14 protein-coding genes are annotated in these 17,744 nt (G+C 44.7%); all 14 read right to left on the bottom strand.

All coding sequences use genetic code 11. From position 1 onward, the window contains the following. Nucleotides 1–85: 85 nt before the first annotated feature. Nucleotides 86–1,291 carry a glycosyl hydrolase gene (locus tag ACSX1A_RS09305; RefSeq protein WP_439883356.1) on the bottom strand — a complete coding sequence of 402 codons (1,206 nt, stop codon included), beginning with the start codon at nucleotides 1,289–1,291 and terminating at the stop codon, nucleotides 86–88. Nucleotides 1,292–1,344: 53 nt separating this feature from the next. Further along, the gene (locus tag ACSX1A_RS09300; protein ID WP_439883355.1) at nucleotides 1,345–2,184 is read right to left on the bottom strand and encodes a glycosyltransferase family 2 protein; all 840 of its coding nucleotides are present in this window, start codon (nucleotides 2,182–2,184) and stop codon (nucleotides 1,345–1,347) included. Between the two features lie 12 nt (nucleotides 2,185–2,196). Then, entirely contained in the window at nucleotides 2,197–3,444 is a 1,248-nt protein-coding gene (locus tag ACSX1A_RS09295; protein WP_439883354.1) for a glycosyltransferase family 4 protein, read from the bottom strand. A 10-nt stretch (nucleotides 3,445–3,454) separates the two neighbouring features. Beyond that, a complete protein-coding gene (locus ACSX1A_RS09290; RefSeq protein ID WP_439883353.1) occupies nucleotides 3,455–4,390 on the bottom strand; it encodes a nucleotide-diphospho-sugar transferase in 936 nt (311 codons plus the stop codon). Nucleotides 4,391–4,423: 33 nt separating this feature from the next. Further along, nucleotides 4,424–5,749, bottom strand: a complete 1,326-nt coding sequence (locus ACSX1A_RS09285) for an O-antigen ligase family protein (protein WP_439883352.1) — start codon at nucleotides 5,747–5,749, stop codon at nucleotides 4,424–4,426. A gap of 36 nt (nucleotides 5,750–5,785) precedes the next feature. After that, nucleotides 5,786–6,988, bottom strand: a complete 1,203-nt coding sequence (locus ACSX1A_RS09280; protein ID WP_439883351.1) for a glycosyltransferase family 4 protein — start codon at nucleotides 6,986–6,988, stop codon at nucleotides 5,786–5,788. A 6-nt stretch (nucleotides 6,989–6,994) separates the two neighbouring features. Beyond that, entirely contained in the window at nucleotides 6,995–8,530 is a 1,536-nt protein-coding gene (locus ACSX1A_RS09275) for a lipopolysaccharide biosynthesis protein (protein WP_439883350.1), read from the bottom strand. A gap of 90 nt (nucleotides 8,531–8,620) precedes the next feature. Beyond that, a complete protein-coding gene (locus ACSX1A_RS09270) occupies nucleotides 8,621–10,996 on the bottom strand; it encodes a polysaccharide biosynthesis tyrosine autokinase (protein WP_439883349.1) in 2,376 nt (791 codons plus the stop codon). 4 nt (nucleotides 10,997–11,000) lie between these two features. Further along, nucleotides 11,001–11,765, bottom strand: a complete 765-nt coding sequence (locus ACSX1A_RS09265) for a polysaccharide biosynthesis/export family protein (RefSeq protein ID WP_439883348.1) — start codon at nucleotides 11,763–11,765, stop codon at nucleotides 11,001–11,003. Between the two features lie 385 nt (nucleotides 11,766–12,150). Next, nucleotides 12,151–12,369 carry a hypothetical protein gene (locus ACSX1A_RS09260; RefSeq protein ID WP_439883347.1) on the bottom strand — a complete coding sequence of 73 codons (219 nt, stop codon included), beginning with the start codon at nucleotides 12,367–12,369 and terminating at the stop codon, nucleotides 12,151–12,153. A 224-nt stretch (nucleotides 12,370–12,593) separates the two neighbouring features. Then, on the bottom strand, nucleotides 12,594–13,895 hold the full coding sequence (locus ACSX1A_RS09255; RefSeq protein ID WP_439883346.1) for a sensor histidine kinase: 1,302 nt from the start codon (nucleotides 13,893–13,895) through the stop codon (nucleotides 12,594–12,596). Beyond that, entirely contained in the window at nucleotides 13,879–15,258 is a 1,380-nt protein-coding gene (locus tag ACSX1A_RS09250) for a sigma-54-dependent transcriptional regulator (RefSeq protein WP_439883345.1), read from the bottom strand. The genes ACSX1A_RS09255 and ACSX1A_RS09250 overlap by 17 nt, the downstream gene beginning before the upstream one ends. 64 nt (nucleotides 15,259–15,322) lie before the next feature. After that, nucleotides 15,323–16,504, bottom strand: coding sequence for an ABC transporter permease (locus ACSX1A_RS09245; RefSeq protein ID WP_439883344.1), 1,182 nt, complete (start codon nucleotides 16,502–16,504; stop codon nucleotides 15,323–15,325). After that, the gene (locus tag ACSX1A_RS09240) at nucleotides 16,501–17,742 is read right to left on the bottom strand and encodes an ABC transporter permease (protein ID WP_439883343.1); all 1,242 of its coding nucleotides are present in this window, start codon (nucleotides 17,740–17,742) and stop codon (nucleotides 16,501–16,503) included. The genes ACSX1A_RS09245 and ACSX1A_RS09240 overlap by 4 nt, the downstream gene beginning before the upstream one ends. Between the last annotated feature and the right edge of the window lie 2 nt (nucleotides 17,743–17,744).

Raw genomic sequence — 17,744 nt, 5'->3', positions numbered from 1 at the left:
ATATATATAGATATTTGCATAGAAGTAGCTATATTGTATTTATTGTAGTGTCAAGCGAGGAGTTTTTTTACTGGGAGTAGGTGATTTAGAAGGTTTGTTCCGAACTTTTAGGTAGAAGCCCGATATTTATTTCTTTTGAAGCTAGTTTCTGAAGCCATCGCTGGTATTCTTCTCTTTCCATGGCGAGTGTCACTTCTCCCGGAAGTATAATATTCGAGAAGGTCGCTGCAGCCAGGAAAGTGCTGTCCATAATCTCGTTGCGCCAAGTACCTGTTTGGCCAACAGTGGCGAGCGTATTATGATGCATCTGATTAGCGAACGTGGAATTTAGTTTATAGTAATCCTTCGCCCAAATGCCTCCTGACCAGCAGTTAAAAAAAGTATTGTCGGGAAACCTGGCCGAAACGATAGCTCTGTTATTAAACATCTCAATATGATTGCCACCAGCTATTCCCAGGCAATAATTCCCCAGCCCGACCAATTGGTTGTCAAACACCTTCAGATGTGCCGTGGACATGGTGGAGTCTGTACCCGGTGAATCCGTAAGAATGCCACCGCCAGAGTAATTGCTGGCAATAGAAGGTACCGGGAATGCGCCCTGAATATAGTTATTGTGAATTAGGATGGGGGAATCAGGTGTGCCTCGGGAATTATAGATGTTGATGTTATCTTCTACTGCTGATTTGTCCGGTTCATTGATTATTTGGTTCCAGGCAATTTCTGCGTAGGGTACCTCATTACGAAAGTTAAACTGAACGAACTGAGCAATAGCTATACCAGCATAAATTCGTCCGTCTATATTTTTTACTTCGTTATACCGGATTTTGATGGTGTTACTTGGTGAGCCGTTGCCCTCGTATCGCTGACCAATGTAAATACCGGCTGTATTCTCCATGTAGCAGTTCTCCACCACTATGTTACTGAAACCATCTACACCTAAAAACCTCCTTGGCTTTTTGTAGTCGTTGTAAGGAGTAGGGGTGATGCCATAACCACTTGTGTTGCGTATGGTTATGTCTGCGGAATAGCCTAACGCACGGATAAGAGGACCCGCACTCCTTATTACTGAGTTCTCAATAATGACCTGCTCACGCGTTCTTATCTCAATGGCGGGAACTTCAGAATCTTTTGATTCCCATTTACCCGTATAAGTACCACCCTCTGTAATGACCAAAGGGCCACTGAATCCTTGTTGGGCAGTGTGCGGTGAGAGCGGCAGCACATTTAGCAATGAATAACCTGCTAACAGGAAAGTAGCCAGGCACAAAAGTACCAACAGCCCTTGCTTCATTGAAGGGTGGAGTAAAGTAAAAAGTACAATTCTGGTCGAACTTGTGTTACAGATCATTTTAACATATAGCCAAATATGCGCCGCGCATAGCCATTAGCTAAGTAAAAAGGTACATAGGGGCCTGGGCAGTTTTTTAATGTAAAACGTGTGAAGTCGCGCAGATTGCCACCGCCCTTTATGTCGAACAGGTGATTGTAAAAGTTCTTTATGGTTTTGTTTTGCCTGTTTTTACGCTCCCCGCTTTCTTCAGGATAAGTATAAAGCTTGGCATCGTAATTACAGTACAACTCAAAGCCATTACGAAGCGCTGTATGCGTAAAATCATAATCAGCTACGTAATGAGGGAAGTTATCCTGATCCAGGAGGCCTATACTCTCAAAAACGGCACGCGGGACAAGAAGTCCCCGTCCCGGTAATTGCGATACTTTATGGATACCGATCTGTTGCTCTTTTGGGAGTTCCTGCAGGAGATACTTTACTTTGTTTAGTTTAAAGTCTATGATCTCGCCGCCAAAAGCAGGCTCACGGGTAGCAGCATCCATTTCCAGTGCTCCCAGTATAGCCTCGGGCTTTTCCTTCATCCATTTATATGTATTTTCAATAAAGTCAGGGGCGGCTTCCAAATCATTATTCAGGGTCATCACGTATTCTGCCCCATGCTGCAGGGCATGTTTAATACCCATATTCACGCTGGCAGTCCAGAAGAGACCTCCGTCTCCGTACAGTATCTTAACTTCCGGAAATTCTTCCTGAAGCATAGCAGCTGTACCATCTGTAGAACCATCATCTACTACAATAACACTAAAATTAGTATTTGTCTGTTTGCGAAGCGAAAGTAAACATTCGCGGGTGTAGTGTTTTCTGTTAAAAACGGGAATAACTATATGTATCATTTCAATTAAGGGCTAGTATTGTTCAGTGAGTTCTACGGATTTTGATAACCTGTATTTAGCATAAAACTCATCGATGTGTTTCGTTTTTAGTGGCCACGTCTGAGACTTTGAGAAGTTATATCCTTCTTTCCCCATTTGTACGCGTATAGTTGGGTTATCATATAATTTCTCTACAGACCTGGCCAGTGTCTGAACGGTTTGCTCAGGTGTTGTTACGGGTACCTTTATGCCAGCGTTGTCTGGTACCAGGTTTTTTCCGCCATGCAAGTCTAGTGTGAGTACAGGTAAACCATAGGCCATCGCTTCCAGAAACTGAGCTGCGGACGAATCGCGCAAGCTACAGAACATAAACAGGTCGCTTTCTGAATATGCGCGTTTCACCTCCTCCCAGGGCACCTGACCTTTCCATTCAACTTTATCCTTTAGCTTATATGCATCAATTAATTGTGGCACCATGTCGTGCATGTGGCCGTTACCCAGTATGGTTAATTTAAAAGGGATATCCGACCTCACATGGCTGAGTGCTTCCAGAACAAGGGGCAAACCCTTGCGTGCAAACAGACGACCAACCCAGAGTATTTTAAACTCTTTGCCAGGTGTCCGTTCAGGATAAACTGCAGGATAAAAGTCTTCTGGCAAGCTGGTGTCCAAAAATAATTGCGGATTTAAGGTGCCAAGTTTCTTTGCCATTTCAAAAGTATCCTGGTTCGTTGTGAGTACCAGTGAGGCCCGACGCATCGTTTGTTTTACATCCGGGTTCACAAGAAGTAAGAGCTTACTGATCCAGGACCGGAGTACTTCCGTCTTCCACCACCGGTAGAAATACTTTTTGAAAGCTTTAGGGGCTTCCTGTCCACCACCCGCCGGACCGAAAATCAAAGGCTTATTCAGGCGCCACAGGGCTGTTCCGAGTTGCAGACTTCCGATAGTCACATGATGCACCAGGTCAAAATCTATTTCCTTGTCAAGCTCTTTGGCCTTCTGGTAAGCACGTTGCTGCCAATAAAGGTAATGGGGGTAAAAGCCCAGGTGATACTCAAATGCTTTGTCGATCCATGCTGGTAGCTCCACAAATACAATGTGCAGATTAGGCATGGCAAGTTTATCTACTTCCGCTTCAATACTGGCTTTGCCCTCTACAGTTGTAAGGCACCACACCTCATGCCCAAGCTTAGCCGTGTTTATAGCCCAGTTCCATCCATTGCCTAACTCAGTTCCCCGGTTAGGTTCACAGGCGTATGCTGATAAAAGTAACTTCATAGGGTTGTAATTATAGGCTAAAACTGAAAATGGCTTTCAGTTTTGCGCTTGCTTTGTCCCGCATCATCTTGTTAAAGTTTCGTCGGTCTGACTCAACATCGCGGATCACAAATTTGGGGTGACGGAGCGGGAATGCTATTTCCTGCTCGTGTACCTGCGCTTTTTTATCGTGTAAATTGAATGTGTGGGTAGCATCTTCCCCGAAGCCGATATTCCGGACCAGGTTTACCTCCGGCACAATACAAAGACCTGAGTTACTGTAAACTGTAAACTCCCACTGATAGTCCCACACATCACCTTTTTCAATGTTTGTATAGGTTTCTTCAAGTTTGCTTAGGCGATAAGTTTCTTCCAGCTTATTAAGGAATAGTCCGCTCAGATAACCTTTCTGCTTCAGTTCCGGGTAATTCGTAATGTTGAAGTCATATAGCTGCCAGGCACGGCGCCAGGTAGCCCAGCCCCAGCTGTTTACTTTATCAGAAAAGTAATAGGAATAGTCGTTATCACGGCGCCAGCCATCCAGGTAGTTGTTGCCACTTATGTGCATCACGCGGGTGTCGTGTTTGTACCGCTCGAGCATTTCCTGGCAAAACCAGAAAAAACTTTTTGATGGTACGCAGTCATCTTCCAGGATAATGCCGGTTTCTTCATTTTCAAAGAGCCAGGAAATGGACTTAGCAGGAGCCACCCCACAGCCAAGGTTCTTTTCCTGAAAAAGAGTCTTCACCTCGCAGTCCCAGTCAACCAGCTCTACAATGCGTCGTGTTTCGGCGCATCTCTCGGCATCAGAGGCAACATGTGCCCGCGGACCATCCGCTGCTACATAAAGCTTTTTTGGCTTTACCTGCCGGATGCGGTCAAGGACTTTTTTTGTGGTGTCGGGTCTGTTAAATATGATCAGCAGCACCGGAGTGTGCAGAGTTTCATTAGGGTCAGTAGTACGCATACTATATAAGGGTTTTGCAGTATTATAATACTGCTATTCTTGAGAAGATGTTACCAGTAGTTTACTGCTTTTTAGTTGCAGGCGCTTACTGGCAATTCGTTCGTTTCGGCGTTTTGCAAAATCCTGCAAAAACGTCTTTTGCTCATCATCGTCTGAGTCCAGGTAGGCCAGTGTGAGGCCAAGTATGGCATAAAAGAAGTATGGCAAAACATATGACAAACCAAAAACAAAGCCGCTACTGATAAAGGCCATGAGCACGATCTGCTCCTGGTTCAGGTATTTCTTTTTGAAGACTTTACCTATACCATAAAATTTCACAAGCCAGAAGAGCATCAGCCCCACAAATCCGATGTAAAAAAGTACATCCAGGTAGAAACTGTGAAAGTGATGGCCATTTCCTCCTTCAAAAACAGGTTGATCTATGTCGTCGCGGTAAAACTGGATCGGGAGCTCAAAACCCTCAAAGCGCATACCCCAGACAAAATTATCCTGTACGAATGGCAGGTATGAGGTAAGCTGTTGATAGCGCCAGCCTCCTGTGCCCTGTTTGTCATAGTTTTCTATATCGGAAACACTCTCCTGGAACTTCTCTATAATTTCAGGATGGATAGAGAAAATAAAGGCACTGCTGATAATTCCTAATAGCCCTATCACTAAGAACAGGGGAATCAGTTTCTTAAAATTGACTTTCGTTTTTGATTTGAAATTTACCAGCAGTATGTACACGGAGAGTATAAAAGCAGTTGATATCCATACTGTTCGGTGCTGGAAGAAGATGATCAGGAAAAGCACGAAGAACGCCATTATCATAGTAAACAGGCCTCCCTTGAACAGGTATTTGCTCATGAAATACAAAAACGGGATAACCAGCATGTAGATAGAAGTGGCGTATACCCCGCGCTCGTGATTCGTGAACGCCGACAAGCTGAGGGAATCCGGATGGATAAGCACCACGTTTAGCAGAAAGCCTATTAGTATAAACCAGACAACATGCTGCAAATTGAGATACTCGTTCTTCTTGTAAAAAGTATAGATAAAGTAGATGTAGAAGAAGAAGAAGATTTTTTGAAATACATGTGGGTAGATCATCGGGGTATTGTATTTCAGGAGACTCTCAAACACCATTCCGACAACATATAGTAGGGTAAGCACAAACATTACTCGTAAAAACGGTGACATATACTTGATGTTATACAAGCTGTACCCCATCGAGATCATGGCTGATAGCTTAACCAGAATAGATAAATAGCTACCTTGAGCTGCCTCGTTATTAGGCGCCATCATCTCCAGGAACATGGTATCCATGATCATGATGAGGAAAATAGGTGCTGCGAACAAGATGCTGTAGTTAAGCTTCATGCTTTATTTGATAAACTAAAATTTATACGACCAAGGTTATGCCACCTCACGTGCTACTTCTTCTATTCCTTTGTGTATTTTGTTCTTGTGGAGCAGGCTTCTTACATACTCCAGAAACTGCTCTATTACGACATCTTCTGAGAAATTTGTTTTCGCAAACTCAGCTGCCTTTGTAGCTATCTCCTGTGCAAATGCATTATCTGACAAAAGGCGGTCAGTGGTATCGGCAATGGCTTCAGGAGAAGAAATATCGCATAGCAGGCCTGCTTTACCGTTATCGAGCAACTGAGGTATAAAGCCGCTTTTGTCGCCACCTACCACCGGAGTACCCATAACCATTGCTTCTAGCACGGCCATGCCAAAAGACTCTTCGACAGAGGCATGTACCAATACTTTCGCCTGTGCCACCTGCTGCAGGACCTGATCGATGGGCAAGCTGCCCATAAATTTTACTCCTGCTGTCATATTATGCTGCGCTGCATATTGGTGTGCCTCGCCACCTTGTTCCATGCCTACGCCAATTAACCTATACTCAAGGTCAGGGTATTTCTCTCGCAATAGCGCAAACGCCTGCAGCGAGACTGGCACCCCTTTTCGCTTCGTGAAGCCCATGCAAACTGAAACAATGCAATTTTCACGATGTGTGGTTTTAGGAATGCTTTTTTCAAAATCAGAAGCGTAAAAGTTATTGATGATCAATGCCTTTTTCTGGTCCGACCTAGAGAGTTGCTTATAAGTGTAACTGGAATTTGGGGCCAGGTGGCTTGCTTTATGAACTACTACAAAATTCATTAGCCAGCGAACAAAGCGAAAGATATCAGGCTGTGTCAGAAGTATACGTCTTGCAATATCATGTACGCTCACAATGGTAGGAATCCCGCTGTCCAGGGCCGCCCAAGAGTATTCATAGCTCCAGAAACCGTAAATAACATCCGCCGGATTGTTCAGCATCAGCATTTTTAGCTCCTCACGCTCAAACTTAAAAATTCTGCGTCCGGGCTGTGGCTTGGTTCTGCCGATGCACACTGTAAGGTTACCATCCTGTAGTACCAGTGGCTCTGCGATGGTATTAGAATTAGTATAGCCAATAACGTTGTAGCCACGCTTAAGCAATGCATTTATTAGGTGCGATGTAAGCGGGAATTCATTTGTTTCCGGCAGGTCCTCATTCTTGTACTGCCAGTTAAGCAGCTGCAAGTTAATAGGTCCGGATATTCCAATTGTAAGAGTCTCTTTCATACTTCTCTAAACCCCTTCAGGCTCTTCAACTAAATTTTTCTTGTACCTGTAGATCATCCTGCCATAATAGCTGGATGAGTCGGCTTTTAAACCAATCTTATTTAGCACTAACCCTATTTCGGCGCGGAGCACCTTATGCGGGAACAGGAGGGTAAGTATTAAAAACAATATCCCGCTAGCAACGATCTGGCATGCCAGGATAACTGCCATTGGCAATTCTGTATCACGTAAAAAGGTGCTCAGCAGGTAGACAACCGCGGCGATCACCAAACCATTAACTACCCCGGGAATATAACAACGAAGCTGGCTGCTGATTTTAAGGCTCAGAATGCGTTTCATGGCATACTGATAAAGGGCCATGCGAATTATCTCACCGAAGAAAACAGCGAGAGCAAACCCGACAATGCCATATTGCTTCAATAGCATAAACAAACCGATAAGCACAACTATATAAATGACCGTAATTGTCATTTTCAGGTTTAACTCTGCTTTAGCATCACATACTATACCTGAGAACATGGTAATGAAACCTATGGGGATCGCTAAACTCAGCACCTGCAGTACAGGAATGGATTCGCTCCACTGCTTGCCCAGAAGTACATACACTAGTTCAGGGGCCGCTACCAGAATACCCAGGCAAACAGGTATCAGGATGGAGGCCAGTAACGTAATGCTGGAAAGGTAAACTTTTCCAAGCTTTTGCATCTCGTTCTGCAATTTGCTGAATGAAGGAAAGATTACCTTTGATAAGGTACGTGTTATGTTATACATAGGCAGGTGTACCAGCATATTTGCCCTGGTATAGATCCCCAGCTTATGCATACCTAGTACTTTACCCACTAATATGATATGCAATTGCGAGTAAATGTATTCAAGTATGCCCAGGAAGGACATTTTACTTCCGTAGTTGAAAAGTGGTTTATAAGCTTCCCATGAAAATACCGGGAAAACTGAATGCCGCACCATGATATAAGACCCTAGGGCCGTTAAGGCTACCTGTGTAAGAGTGGCGTAGACCAAGCTCCAGAAGCCAAGCCCCATGTAGGCGCATACTACTCCAACGCCCAGATAGGACACAACATAGGATATCGTTTCTACAATTCCGAGAGCTTTGAAACGCATTTCGCGTTGTAACAGGCTTACAGCTGTAGAAGACAGCCCATTGAGCATAAAAGAAACAGCCATGATGCGGACAATGGGAACCACCTCAGTATTATCAAAAAAGAGGGCAGCGGCAGGCGCTATAAACCAGGTGATTATGGTGAAAATTACCCCCAGGCAGACAGCTGTTGTGAATGCTGCCCTGATATTTTCTTTAGTAAGGATCTCTTTTTGGATAATAGCCTGGCTAAGGCCCATATTCGCAAAGTAGTTGCCAAAACCAAGTATAACCGTCGATAAACTTACCAAACCGAATGCTTCGGGCTCCAGGAGCCTTGCCATAATTGATGTATAGCCAATTTGCATAACCACATTGGCTACAGTGGAGGCTGAAGTCCACTTTAATCCACTAAAAGCTTTCGATGCTAAGCCCTTGCTCATTAAAACTGCTTATTATATTGTACTAAATGCACCCCTTCTAAAATCGAAGGGGTGCTATTGGTTTTGATGTATGAGTGCTTTGACTACAGCCTAGACATAGTAGTAGCTTGCCTTACGCTTGTACCCATACTCGTAGGTTTTGTCGTAGTTAAGATCGTTGATCACAATGTATATGTTCTTGATCTTTTTAGAAGCGTGCAGTTCATTTATCTGGTTAAGCAGGTCTTTGTTGGTATACTTATGCTTCACAACATAAAGGTTGGTGTCCATGTGCTTCATTAAAATGAAGTATTCAGAAACAAAACCGATTGGTGGTGTATCAATAACTACGTAGTCATAAGTCTTTTTAAGCTCCTGTATAAGCTGCTGCATACGTGGCTGTTCCAGTAGATGGATTGCATTATCCGGAATAGGGCCACACGGAATTATATCCAGGTTCTCATGTTCTGTTTTCTGTATCACGTCCACCAGGGGCAGGTTATGACCCAGGTAGGATGACAGTCCAACTTCTTCGCTCACGTTAAAGTATTTGCTGAAAGTTGGCTTGCGCATATCAGATTCTATCAATACAGTTCGCTTGCCAGAAAGTGCCAGTTCATTGCTCAGGTTAACAGAACAGAATGTTTTGCCTTCACCAGAAATAGAGGATGTCACCCCGATCACCTTAAAATCAGTCTCGGCCAGCAGGTATTGCAGGTTGATCCGGATCGACCTGAAAGACTCTGCAATAGCAGATTTAGGGTTGTTTTTTACAGCTAGCTTATCCGATTTGGTACCATGCGCGATCACACCCAGGAAAGGGATATTTGTGATTGAACTGATATCATTTTTGCCCTGGATTGTGTTATCCACGTTCTCAAGCAACACGATGTAGGCAGCAGGTATTATCAAGCCGATAACCAACGCCAGCATATAAATAATGCGGGGTGCTGCATTTACAGGGCCATTCCCCCAGAACGAAGCTTTATCTACAATCTTTTTATCTGTTGTATTGGTGGCTAGTGAGATAGCGGCTTCAGCGCGTTTTTCCTGTAAGAAATCATACTTCTTATCTACAAAAGCAGCCTGGCTTTTCAGGTCTGCCAAGCGGCGCTCATTTTCCGGTTGCTTTGCCAGTGTAGCCTCCAGTGCTCCAATGCGCTTGTCTACATCGCGGATGGAGATATCAGCTGAAGACACCATGTTCTCAAGGTTAGCGATAATGGCTTTTCTAACACTGGCAATTTTACCGTCTACTTCTTTCAACATCGGGTTGATCTGGGTAGCACTTGCTTTGTAACCGGCCTTCTGGTTGTTTAGCGTAGAGAGCTCCATAAACAGGTTAGACAGAATAGGGTTTTGCACTCCTGCCACGGCAGGGGAAACAGCTTCTGTAAAACCTTCATTATCTTTAATTTCGGACAGGATAGTAGCATAGTACTGCTTGTCCGTATTTAACTTAGCCTTTTCTATCTCCAACTGCTGTAACCGCTCATAAGCACTGTTTGATTGCACATCAATATTCGAAATCTTATTTGCTGACCTGAAAGTTGACAAGGCTTGTTTACTTTGCGCCAGGGAGTCTGTAAGGGTAGCGATCTGGCTATCAATAAAGGCCAGCGTTTTGCGACCATTCTGGTTCTTCTCTTCCAGGTCACGGTCTACATAGGTTTGCATGAGCGTATTAAGGAAGAGAATCTCCTTGTCCGGGATAGTACCTTTTGAACTTAGCTCTAATACTCTCGACTCCCGCTCAATTGGTTCGATATGCAGGGAAGCCAATCGCTGACTTACCTGGCTGTCGATGCTATTTAGGACGAAATACAGCTTTTTAGCTGGTTTTGCTATGTTTGTATCCTGTGCACGAACTATAGTGAAGTGCATGTTATTATCGGCATAAGGCTCACCAAACTTCAACACCTTTTTAAAGGAAATTTCTGGTACATACCCCAGCACCTCATGCTTCTGAAAGTTGTAACGAGGTACATTTTCACCCTCCACTGTCAGTTCATATTCCTTGTCGTTGAGGATGTTAACTTTAAAAGCAATGTCAACTAATTGTGTGCCTGCGCTATCGAGCTTTACAATGTATGGCGTGTTCTCATATTGTTCTTGTACAATAATGTCGAAGCCAGTATTTAGCCAATGATCAGGTACAATGAAGTATGAAGTAGAAAAGTCCAGTTTGTGCAGGGCAGCTTTAATCATGTCGGCAGACTTTATAAGCCCGATCTCATCTTCCACTTTAATGCCTTTGTTCTGCACATGCAGGATCTCCAGAAGTTCCTGGGCCTTTTTAGAACCGGTTTCCTGATCTCCTAATAAAATAGTAGAGTGAAATAAGTAGATACTCTGAGAGCTCTTTACATAGACATATGCTGCGGCCAAAGCAATAAAAGTGAATGCCGCAAATAAGTACCATCTTGATCTAAACTTGAATAACCAGCTTTTCAGGTCAATTTCATGTTCTTTATTTGGCTTCTTCATTGGTTTACTTAACAAAATTTAATAACAAAGCCGCTGTTGATATTACACCTAATATTGCACTGACAACCACCAGGTTGTCTCGTTTTATTTGTGTTTTTCGTGGCTCTACGTAGAGCACGTCGTTTGGCTTTAGGAAGTAGTACTGAGATTGTACGAGGTTCGGGTCCTTTAGGTCAAGCAGGATCACCTCAGAACCCTGGGGTGTCTGTCTTATTAATTTTACATTTTCACGACTAGCCCCTTGTGCCAGATCTCCTGCCATTGCCAGGCCTTCCAGCAGGTTTGCCTGTTCGTTGTATACATAGAAATAACCCGGATTACGAACTTCTCCTAACACGCTGATTTTAAAACTAATAAGCTTCAGGACTACAGTCGCGTCATTAATGTACCTGTCCAGGTCACGTTGGATTCGCTCTTCTGCCTGGTTTGGAGTCAGGCCTGTAACTTTTACCTCACCCAAAATTGGTAACCTGATATTTCCCTCTTTATCAATGGAGTATCCGCTCAGATACAAACTGCTCGGACCAGAAATACCAAAAGCGTTGTTTGGGTTGATGATGTTAAATTGCTCCGTTAACTCAGGCTGCACACTCAATACCTTGATTGACAGCACGTCGTTTGGTTGCAACTGGTACTCTTGGTAAGAAGTTTTAAAAAGCGTAGGTGTATTTTCTTTAAATTTTTCATTCTGCATATAAACCAACTCTTTCTTTGATATACAGGAGGTAATAGCAATAGAAAGAAGGAGATAGCATAGAATCTTTCTCATATATGATTTTTAAGGATGATTGATGAAGGCTATTTGTAAGCCAGCCGTGCGGACGATGTATAGGAAACCCATCCCACACGGGTGCATATAAATTGGTTCAGCAATGTATACTTAGGATAGGAAAAAAAGATTCTTATTCCTTAGAATATTATGATAAATTAATATTATATACTTGAATAGTGCTTACATGTAGAGTTTTAGTAGTAATCCCTTCACAAGAAAGGTGCGCTGAACGGGTCTGATGGCGCTGGCAGAAAAGAAAAGAATATAAGTAATAGAGAAAGAGAGGGGCATATTTAGAGGACATAAAAAAGCCATTTCAAAAGCATCTTCATCAAAAGTTGCTACTGAAATGGCCCTCCTTTGGTTGATAACTAGTGGTCAGCTACTCAATCCATCTTGTACGCCTCTGTTTATTTTGTTTTGAGGGTTCCTGCCTGCGCTGAAGACGTTTCAAATCTCCTGGATGGCGTATTAACTGCTGAGCAAAACCATTTAAATGCTCCACAATACCACCTTTCAATTTCCAACCCATTGGTATAAAACCAGCTACCTCTGTTGCCAAAACTTCAAGGTTTGGCGCAACAATAATATTGTATTCCATAATAATGTATCTACTAACTGTAGATACAATGTAGAGAAAATATCTAAAGTAACCGCAGAAGCGGTACGGAAAAATGGCGAATGGGGTTACATTCTTTTTAATATTTAGCGTTATATTGGTATAGTTATATGAAATTGCTTGAAATAAGCTTCATATGTTGAATTAGTTATACTTAATGTATTGAGCTGGTAGTTAAGCAGCAACTGAGGCATTAGTAAATCTAATTATGAGGAAAGATTTATAATGAACCGTGTGGGGCCATCGGTGGAAGACAGAGAGAAGGAGAAGCCATGATTCACCAGAATATCGCGCACCATTGTAAGTCCAATTCCTTGTCCGTTCTTTTTTGAGGTAAAGAATGGCGTAAAAAGATGTGACCGGACGTGAGGAGAAATTCCCTCTCCGCTATCCTGGATGATGATCTGTGGAGGAAGTGCATGCGTAACAACCAGAATATCACCATTCCTGCCGATTGCCTCTACAGCATTTTTTAAGATATTTAATAACACCTGCTCCATCTGGCTTTGATCCAGTTCCACTAAGAGCGGTTCATTGTCGAGGTTCCAGTTCAGTCGGATATCGCGGTTCTCCAACTCAGGTTTTAAAAGTCTGTGGAGGTCGAAAAGTAAGGCGTGCACATCAGCAATAGCCTTTTTAGGCTGCGGCAGCTTTACAACTTCAGCAAAGTTAGCCATGAACCGGCTAAGGTTCGTGTTGCGGTCGCTGGCCACCTGCAGCACATGCTCAAAATCTTCCTGATCTTCATTATTCAGCTGTGGGGCATAATATTGAAGCGAGCCAAGTATAGAGTTAATAGCGCCCGTGGTATTATTTACTTCATGCGACATTACCCTGATCACTTTTTCATAGGCTTGCCGTTCGTTTTGAAGTATAGCTTCTGTTAATTCTTCGATCAGGATGAAATAATGCTGGAACCCCCTGTCTAAAAACTGTGCTCTGTGGCAGCGGTAGGTCCAGGTGCCGTTAATGCGAAACGTAACAGAATGCCCGGTGCGTAAACTCCTTAATTGCTCTGCCCAGTCCTCTGGCAGGAAATTAATGTGTAAACCCACCAGCTGACTTTGGGGCTTACCCAGGAACTTCTCTGCTGCTGGGTTTACACTCTCAACCTGGTTGTCAAAACCGAGTAACATAATGCCAGCAGGGGAGGCCTGGATGAGCTTTTCTAGAAGGAGGTGCTTCTCTACCTGCGACACCCGCTCCTGACGTAGCTGATCGATCATGCGATTATACACATTCACCAGGTCATCGAGGTCCTCCTGGCCGACAGCCATGAATTTAGTAGAAAAATCTTTGTCTCTGATGGACTCTATACCTGCTCTGATTAGTTTAAGCGGCCTGAAAAAAGAGCTGTATAGTTGAAAAGTAACAAAAACAGAACACAGGATCAGGAGCTCCATGCCCAGGAACAGGTACTTGTTTTGTTGCAGTACAAACCATGCCAGCACAACTAGCAGGGTATGCAGAAAAACGGCGAAAAGTATGAACTTACTCCGCAGTTTCATAAGGGATGTTGAATTTATCGAGTCGGCGGTATAGGGCGGCACGACTCAGTCCCAAAGCTTTGGCAACTTTGCTAATATTGTTCTGGTAAAAGGCCATTGATTTTTTGATCATGGACGCTTCTATTTCATCAAGTGTCATGGTGCCTACGGCAGGTAAGGCCTTGTCACCAGGTTTTGATGGCCCCTGTTGTGCCTGTGCCTTAAAATCTTCAGCTTCCAGCACATCGCGCTCAGCTACTAAAACGGTTCGCTCCACCAGGTTTTTCAGTTCCCGAATATTTCCTGCCAGGGGCAGGTCTTTTAACCACTGCAAAGCGCGCTGGCTCACTTTTAACTGGGGCTGTTGGTAGGTGTGTTTTAAATTATCAACAAAGAACTGAACAAGCAGCGGGATGTCTTCCTCCCGCTCCCGCAGCGCCGGAAGCTTTACTTTGATCAGGTTTATTCTGTAGTAAAGATCTTCCCGAAACTTGCCCTCCTCCACTAGTTGTGCCAGATCTTTGTTAGTGGCGCAAACAACCCGGATATCTAATTTACGTGTGCGGCTGTCTCCCAGCATTTCATAGGTTCGGTCCTGGAGTACCCGCAGCAGTTTAACCTGGCTGCTCATATCCAGTTCGCCTATTTCATCCAGGAAAATAGTGCCTTTATTTGCCATCTCGAAGCGGCCGATACGATCAGCTTTCGCGTCAGTGAAAGCGCCGCGCTTGTGGCCAAACATCTCACTTTCAAAAAGGGAAGAGGAGATGCCCCCAAGGTTAACTTTTACAAAGGGTTGAGATTTCCTGTGGCTGTTCCGGTGCACTGCTTCCGCAATTAACTCCTTGCCAGTGCCGCTTTCCCCTTCAATCAGCACAGAGGCATCGGTTGGAGCTATCTGCCCAATCCTTTTCAGGATGTGCAGCAACTGTGGGTCCTGACCAACTATATGACCAAAATCAAACTGCTGATCCAGTTTTTTGCGTGAGAGTGCGCTTTCTGCTTCAACGGGTTGTTCAGACAAGCTTAAGGCTGTTCTCACCGACTGTAACAGATAGTCGTTGCTCCAGGGTTTTGTTATAAAATCAGATGCTCCTAGTCGCATGCCTTCCACGGCCAGGTTTATAGAACCCCATCCTGTGATCAGTATGACAGGGAGGCTGGGGTGCAGTTTCTTGAACTGCTGTAGCAGACCCAGCCCATCATGACCTGTTGTATCAATGGAGAAATTCATGTCCATGATCACCAACTGGAAAGTGTATTGTTGTGCCTGGGCAAGTGCCTCTTCCGGGTTGGACGCCTCCTGGGATTTATTCCCATGTTGCTTTAGCAACAGACTCAGAGAGGCGCGTATGGCAATGTCGTCATCAATAATCAAGATCATGATAGGTGGATTAGCAGCAGCTTTATCAAGTATAAAGTTAAAATATTTACGGTAATTTTTTATGTTATTCTTCGTGCAGAGCAGTGGCTGGCTGTATGGATGCCGCTTGCCGGCTTGGGTAGAAGGCGCAGACCGCAGTGAGCAGGTAAATCAGGGCAGCAGCGCTTGTCAAGGCTATAAAGTAAACCTCCGAATCTACCTGGAACACCTGCAGCAGCGGAAACTGCACGGCAAAGAATGTACCCAGCAGCAAGCCAAAAGTAGTTAATACCAGTACCTCACCTAAAAACTGCCAGTAGATCTGGCCGGAAGCGGCTCCCAGTGCACGGCGTAACCCGATCTCGCCGTTGCGGCGGCTGATGTTGTACCATAGCACCCCGAACAGGCCCAGCGCCACATTAAAGATCAGGAAACCACAGATGAGCCCCAGTACTATCATGGGCACCAGGGCCAGTTTCTCTTTATTCTGACGCATTTTTTCAAGTGTCGATACTTCCAGGGCCCAATCTTTGCCAATGCCTGAGAGCTGACGTACCATTTTTTCTTCGAACTCTGTGCCCGTGCCCGGTTTAACAGAAATCAGGAGCTCATTGCGAAATTCGTTTTTGTTCTTTTGCAAGTTAATGCGGCTAAAGTAGCTCGGAGATTCAGCTGCGTACTCACTGTCGCTCCTGTAGTGGTCTAAAACGCCCACTACCTGGTAGTTTACTGAATCGTTTTTAGGTACCAGTTTACCCAGTGGTTCCTCCTCACCGAAAAGTTGCTGCTGCATCAGGCGGTTGATCACGATCGGTTCGTGATGGGATGCATCGTCCTGGGGACCAAACCAACGGCCCTGTATCACTTGTAGCTGCAGCACATCTTTGTAATCATCCTGCACCTCATATTCGTTGGCCTGCACATCTTTCCTGTTTCCGTACGAAAGGGTGTTCATCATCTGGCTGAAGGAAAAGGGGGCGTTGCTGCTGGTGAGGGCAGCACTTTTTACCTCCGGAAATGCCCTGACACGCTGTAATACCTGCTCCAACTGCTGCCTGTTCTGAGCAGTAGAATCTGTGTTTGGCCGCATCGTCAGGAGCCATACGTTTTCATGCTGAAAGCCCACAGGTTTAGAATAGTTGCGAACGTTGTAGATGATAAAGCTTAAAACCCCAAACAATACAAGGAAGCAGAAAAATATCTCGGTGATCAGAAGGAAGTTACTTTTCTTCCGGTTCCAGATCAGTTTAAACAAATGGCGTATCATTTCGATCCTCCTTTCAGTGCCTCAACGGCGTGTAAACGTGACATTTTATAGGCCGGAAAAACTCCGGAAATCAAACCAAACACAAGGCAAAGCAGCAGGCTCATCCCAAAAACGCGAAGGTTAAGCCCCAGGTCGGCGTACAAAATAACCCCGCTGTCGTTGATGAGCCACAGCACCCCTGACGAAAGTATAAACCCAAGCAAGCCTCCCAGCAGCGTCAGAAAAATGTTCTCAATGATAAACTGCCCGATAATGGAGGAGGAAGTGGCGCCAAAAGCCTTGCGAACGCCGATCTCTGAAGAACGCTCCATTATGCGGCTGATGTTGATATTGACCAGGTTGATGGTGGGCAGCAGCATGAAAAGCAGGGCCAGGCCAGCCAGAATGCTGTACAAAATGCCGATGGCAGGCTCTTTACCGCCACCTAAAAAGGCGCGTGCGATACTTTCGAGAAAAGTATCCGGGAAAGAGGATAGCCGGATATTTTTCTGCCCTTGCTGGCGTTCCACTTCTTTTATCATAGCAGCATACTCTGCCTTGATCTGGGGTATGTCAGCAGCTTTTCGGGCCTTGATTGTAGCGAAATAGGTACCTCGCAGGCCTGGCTTGCTAAAGTCCTGGCTTTTGAGCGTAACCGGTACCCACACGTCGGCATACGACTGAATGCGCAGCACGGGCACATCCTCTACCACACCCACCACTTTATACTTTACCTGGTCCACTTCAATGTATTCTCCAATGGCCTTGGCGTCGCCGAAATACTGTTTGCGCGTATTCTCGTTGATGACGGCTACACGATGGGCACTCTTTACATCCTGTTGGCTAAAGGCGCTTCCCTCCAGAAAGTTGAAGTCGAGGATGTCCCAGAACTCCTGGTCCGTATACTTTATATCCAATGCCAGCTTGCGGTTGTTGACGTAACTGTTTACCTGGAAAGGCATCGAGTTAATAGAAACTTTATCAGGCGTTTGCATGGTGCGTACATGGCGGTCGAGGAAGTAGTAGCTAGGCGGTCCGCTGTTTGAGTAGCCCTCTTTCATTTCCTCGCGCAACATGTTCACAAAAAGCAGCCGATCAGTGTCGCGTTCAGGCATCTGCGGCCCGAAAGTATGATCAAATAGGGAGGTAGCCACCATTAACACCATAAGCGTAAAGCTGATGCCGAAGAGGCTGATGAAGGTGAAAAACTTGCGTCGCAAGAGCACCTTCCAGGCAATTTTAAGGTAATTTTTCAACATGG

The organism is Pontibacter sp. MBLB2868 (assembly GCF_051904785.1).
GTDB lineage: Bacteria > Bacteroidota > Bacteroidia > Cytophagales > Hymenobacteraceae > Pontibacter.
The sequence above is the reverse complement of the archived record's forward strand: the minus strand, read 5'-3'. Positions and strand labels throughout refer to the sequence as shown.

What these genes read in the sequence shown, in the direction of transcription:
- ACSX1A_RS09245 (WP_439883344.1), bottom strand. Translation starts at nt 16,504, where the DNA reads ATGATACGCCATTTGTTTAAACTGATCTGGAACCGGAAGAAAAGTAAC.
- ACSX1A_RS09240 (WP_439883343.1), bottom strand. Translation starts at nt 17,742, where the DNA reads ATGTTGAAAAATTACCTTAAAATTGCCTGGAAGGTGCTCTTGCGACGC.
- ACSX1A_RS09260 (WP_439883347.1), bottom strand. Translation starts at nt 12,369, where the DNA reads ATGGAATACAATATTATTGTTGCGCCAAACCTTGAAGTTTTGGCAACA.
- ACSX1A_RS09255 (WP_439883346.1), bottom strand. Translation starts at nt 13,895, where the DNA reads ATGAAACTGCGGAGTAAGTTCATACTTTTCGCCGTTTTTCTGCATACC.
- ACSX1A_RS09265 (WP_439883348.1), bottom strand. Translation starts at nt 11,765, where the DNA reads ATGAGAAAGATTCTATGCTATCTCCTTCTTTCTATTGCTATTACCTCC.
- ACSX1A_RS09300 (WP_439883355.1), bottom strand. Translation starts at nt 2,184, where the DNA reads ATGATACATATAGTTATTCCCGTTTTTAACAGAAAACACTACACCCGC.
- ACSX1A_RS09305 (WP_439883356.1), bottom strand. Translation starts at nt 1,291, where the DNA reads ATGAAGCAAGGGCTGTTGGTACTTTTGTGCCTGGCTACTTTCCTGTTA.
- ACSX1A_RS09295 (WP_439883354.1), bottom strand. Translation starts at nt 3,444, where the DNA reads ATGAAGTTACTTTTATCAGCATACGCCTGTGAACCTAACCGGGGAACT.
- ACSX1A_RS09250 (WP_439883345.1), bottom strand. Translation starts at nt 15,258, where the DNA reads ATGATCTTGATTATTGATGACGACATTGCCATACGCGCCTCTCTGAGT.
- ACSX1A_RS09285 (WP_439883352.1), bottom strand. Translation starts at nt 5,749, where the DNA reads ATGAAGCTTAACTACAGCATCTTGTTCGCAGCACCTATTTTCCTCATC.
- ACSX1A_RS09290 (WP_439883353.1), bottom strand. Translation starts at nt 4,390, where the DNA reads ATGCGTACTACTGACCCTAATGAAACTCTGCACACTCCGGTGCTGCTG.
- ACSX1A_RS09280 (WP_439883351.1), bottom strand. Translation starts at nt 6,988, where the DNA reads ATGAAAGAGACTCTTACAATTGGAATATCCGGACCTATTAACTTGCAG.
- ACSX1A_RS09270 (WP_439883349.1), bottom strand. Translation starts at nt 10,996, where the DNA reads ATGAAGAAGCCAAATAAAGAACATGAAATTGACCTGAAAAGCTGGTTA.
- ACSX1A_RS09275 (WP_439883350.1), bottom strand. Translation starts at nt 8,530, where the DNA reads ATGAGCAAGGGCTTAGCATCGAAAGCTTTTAGTGGATTAAAGTGGACT.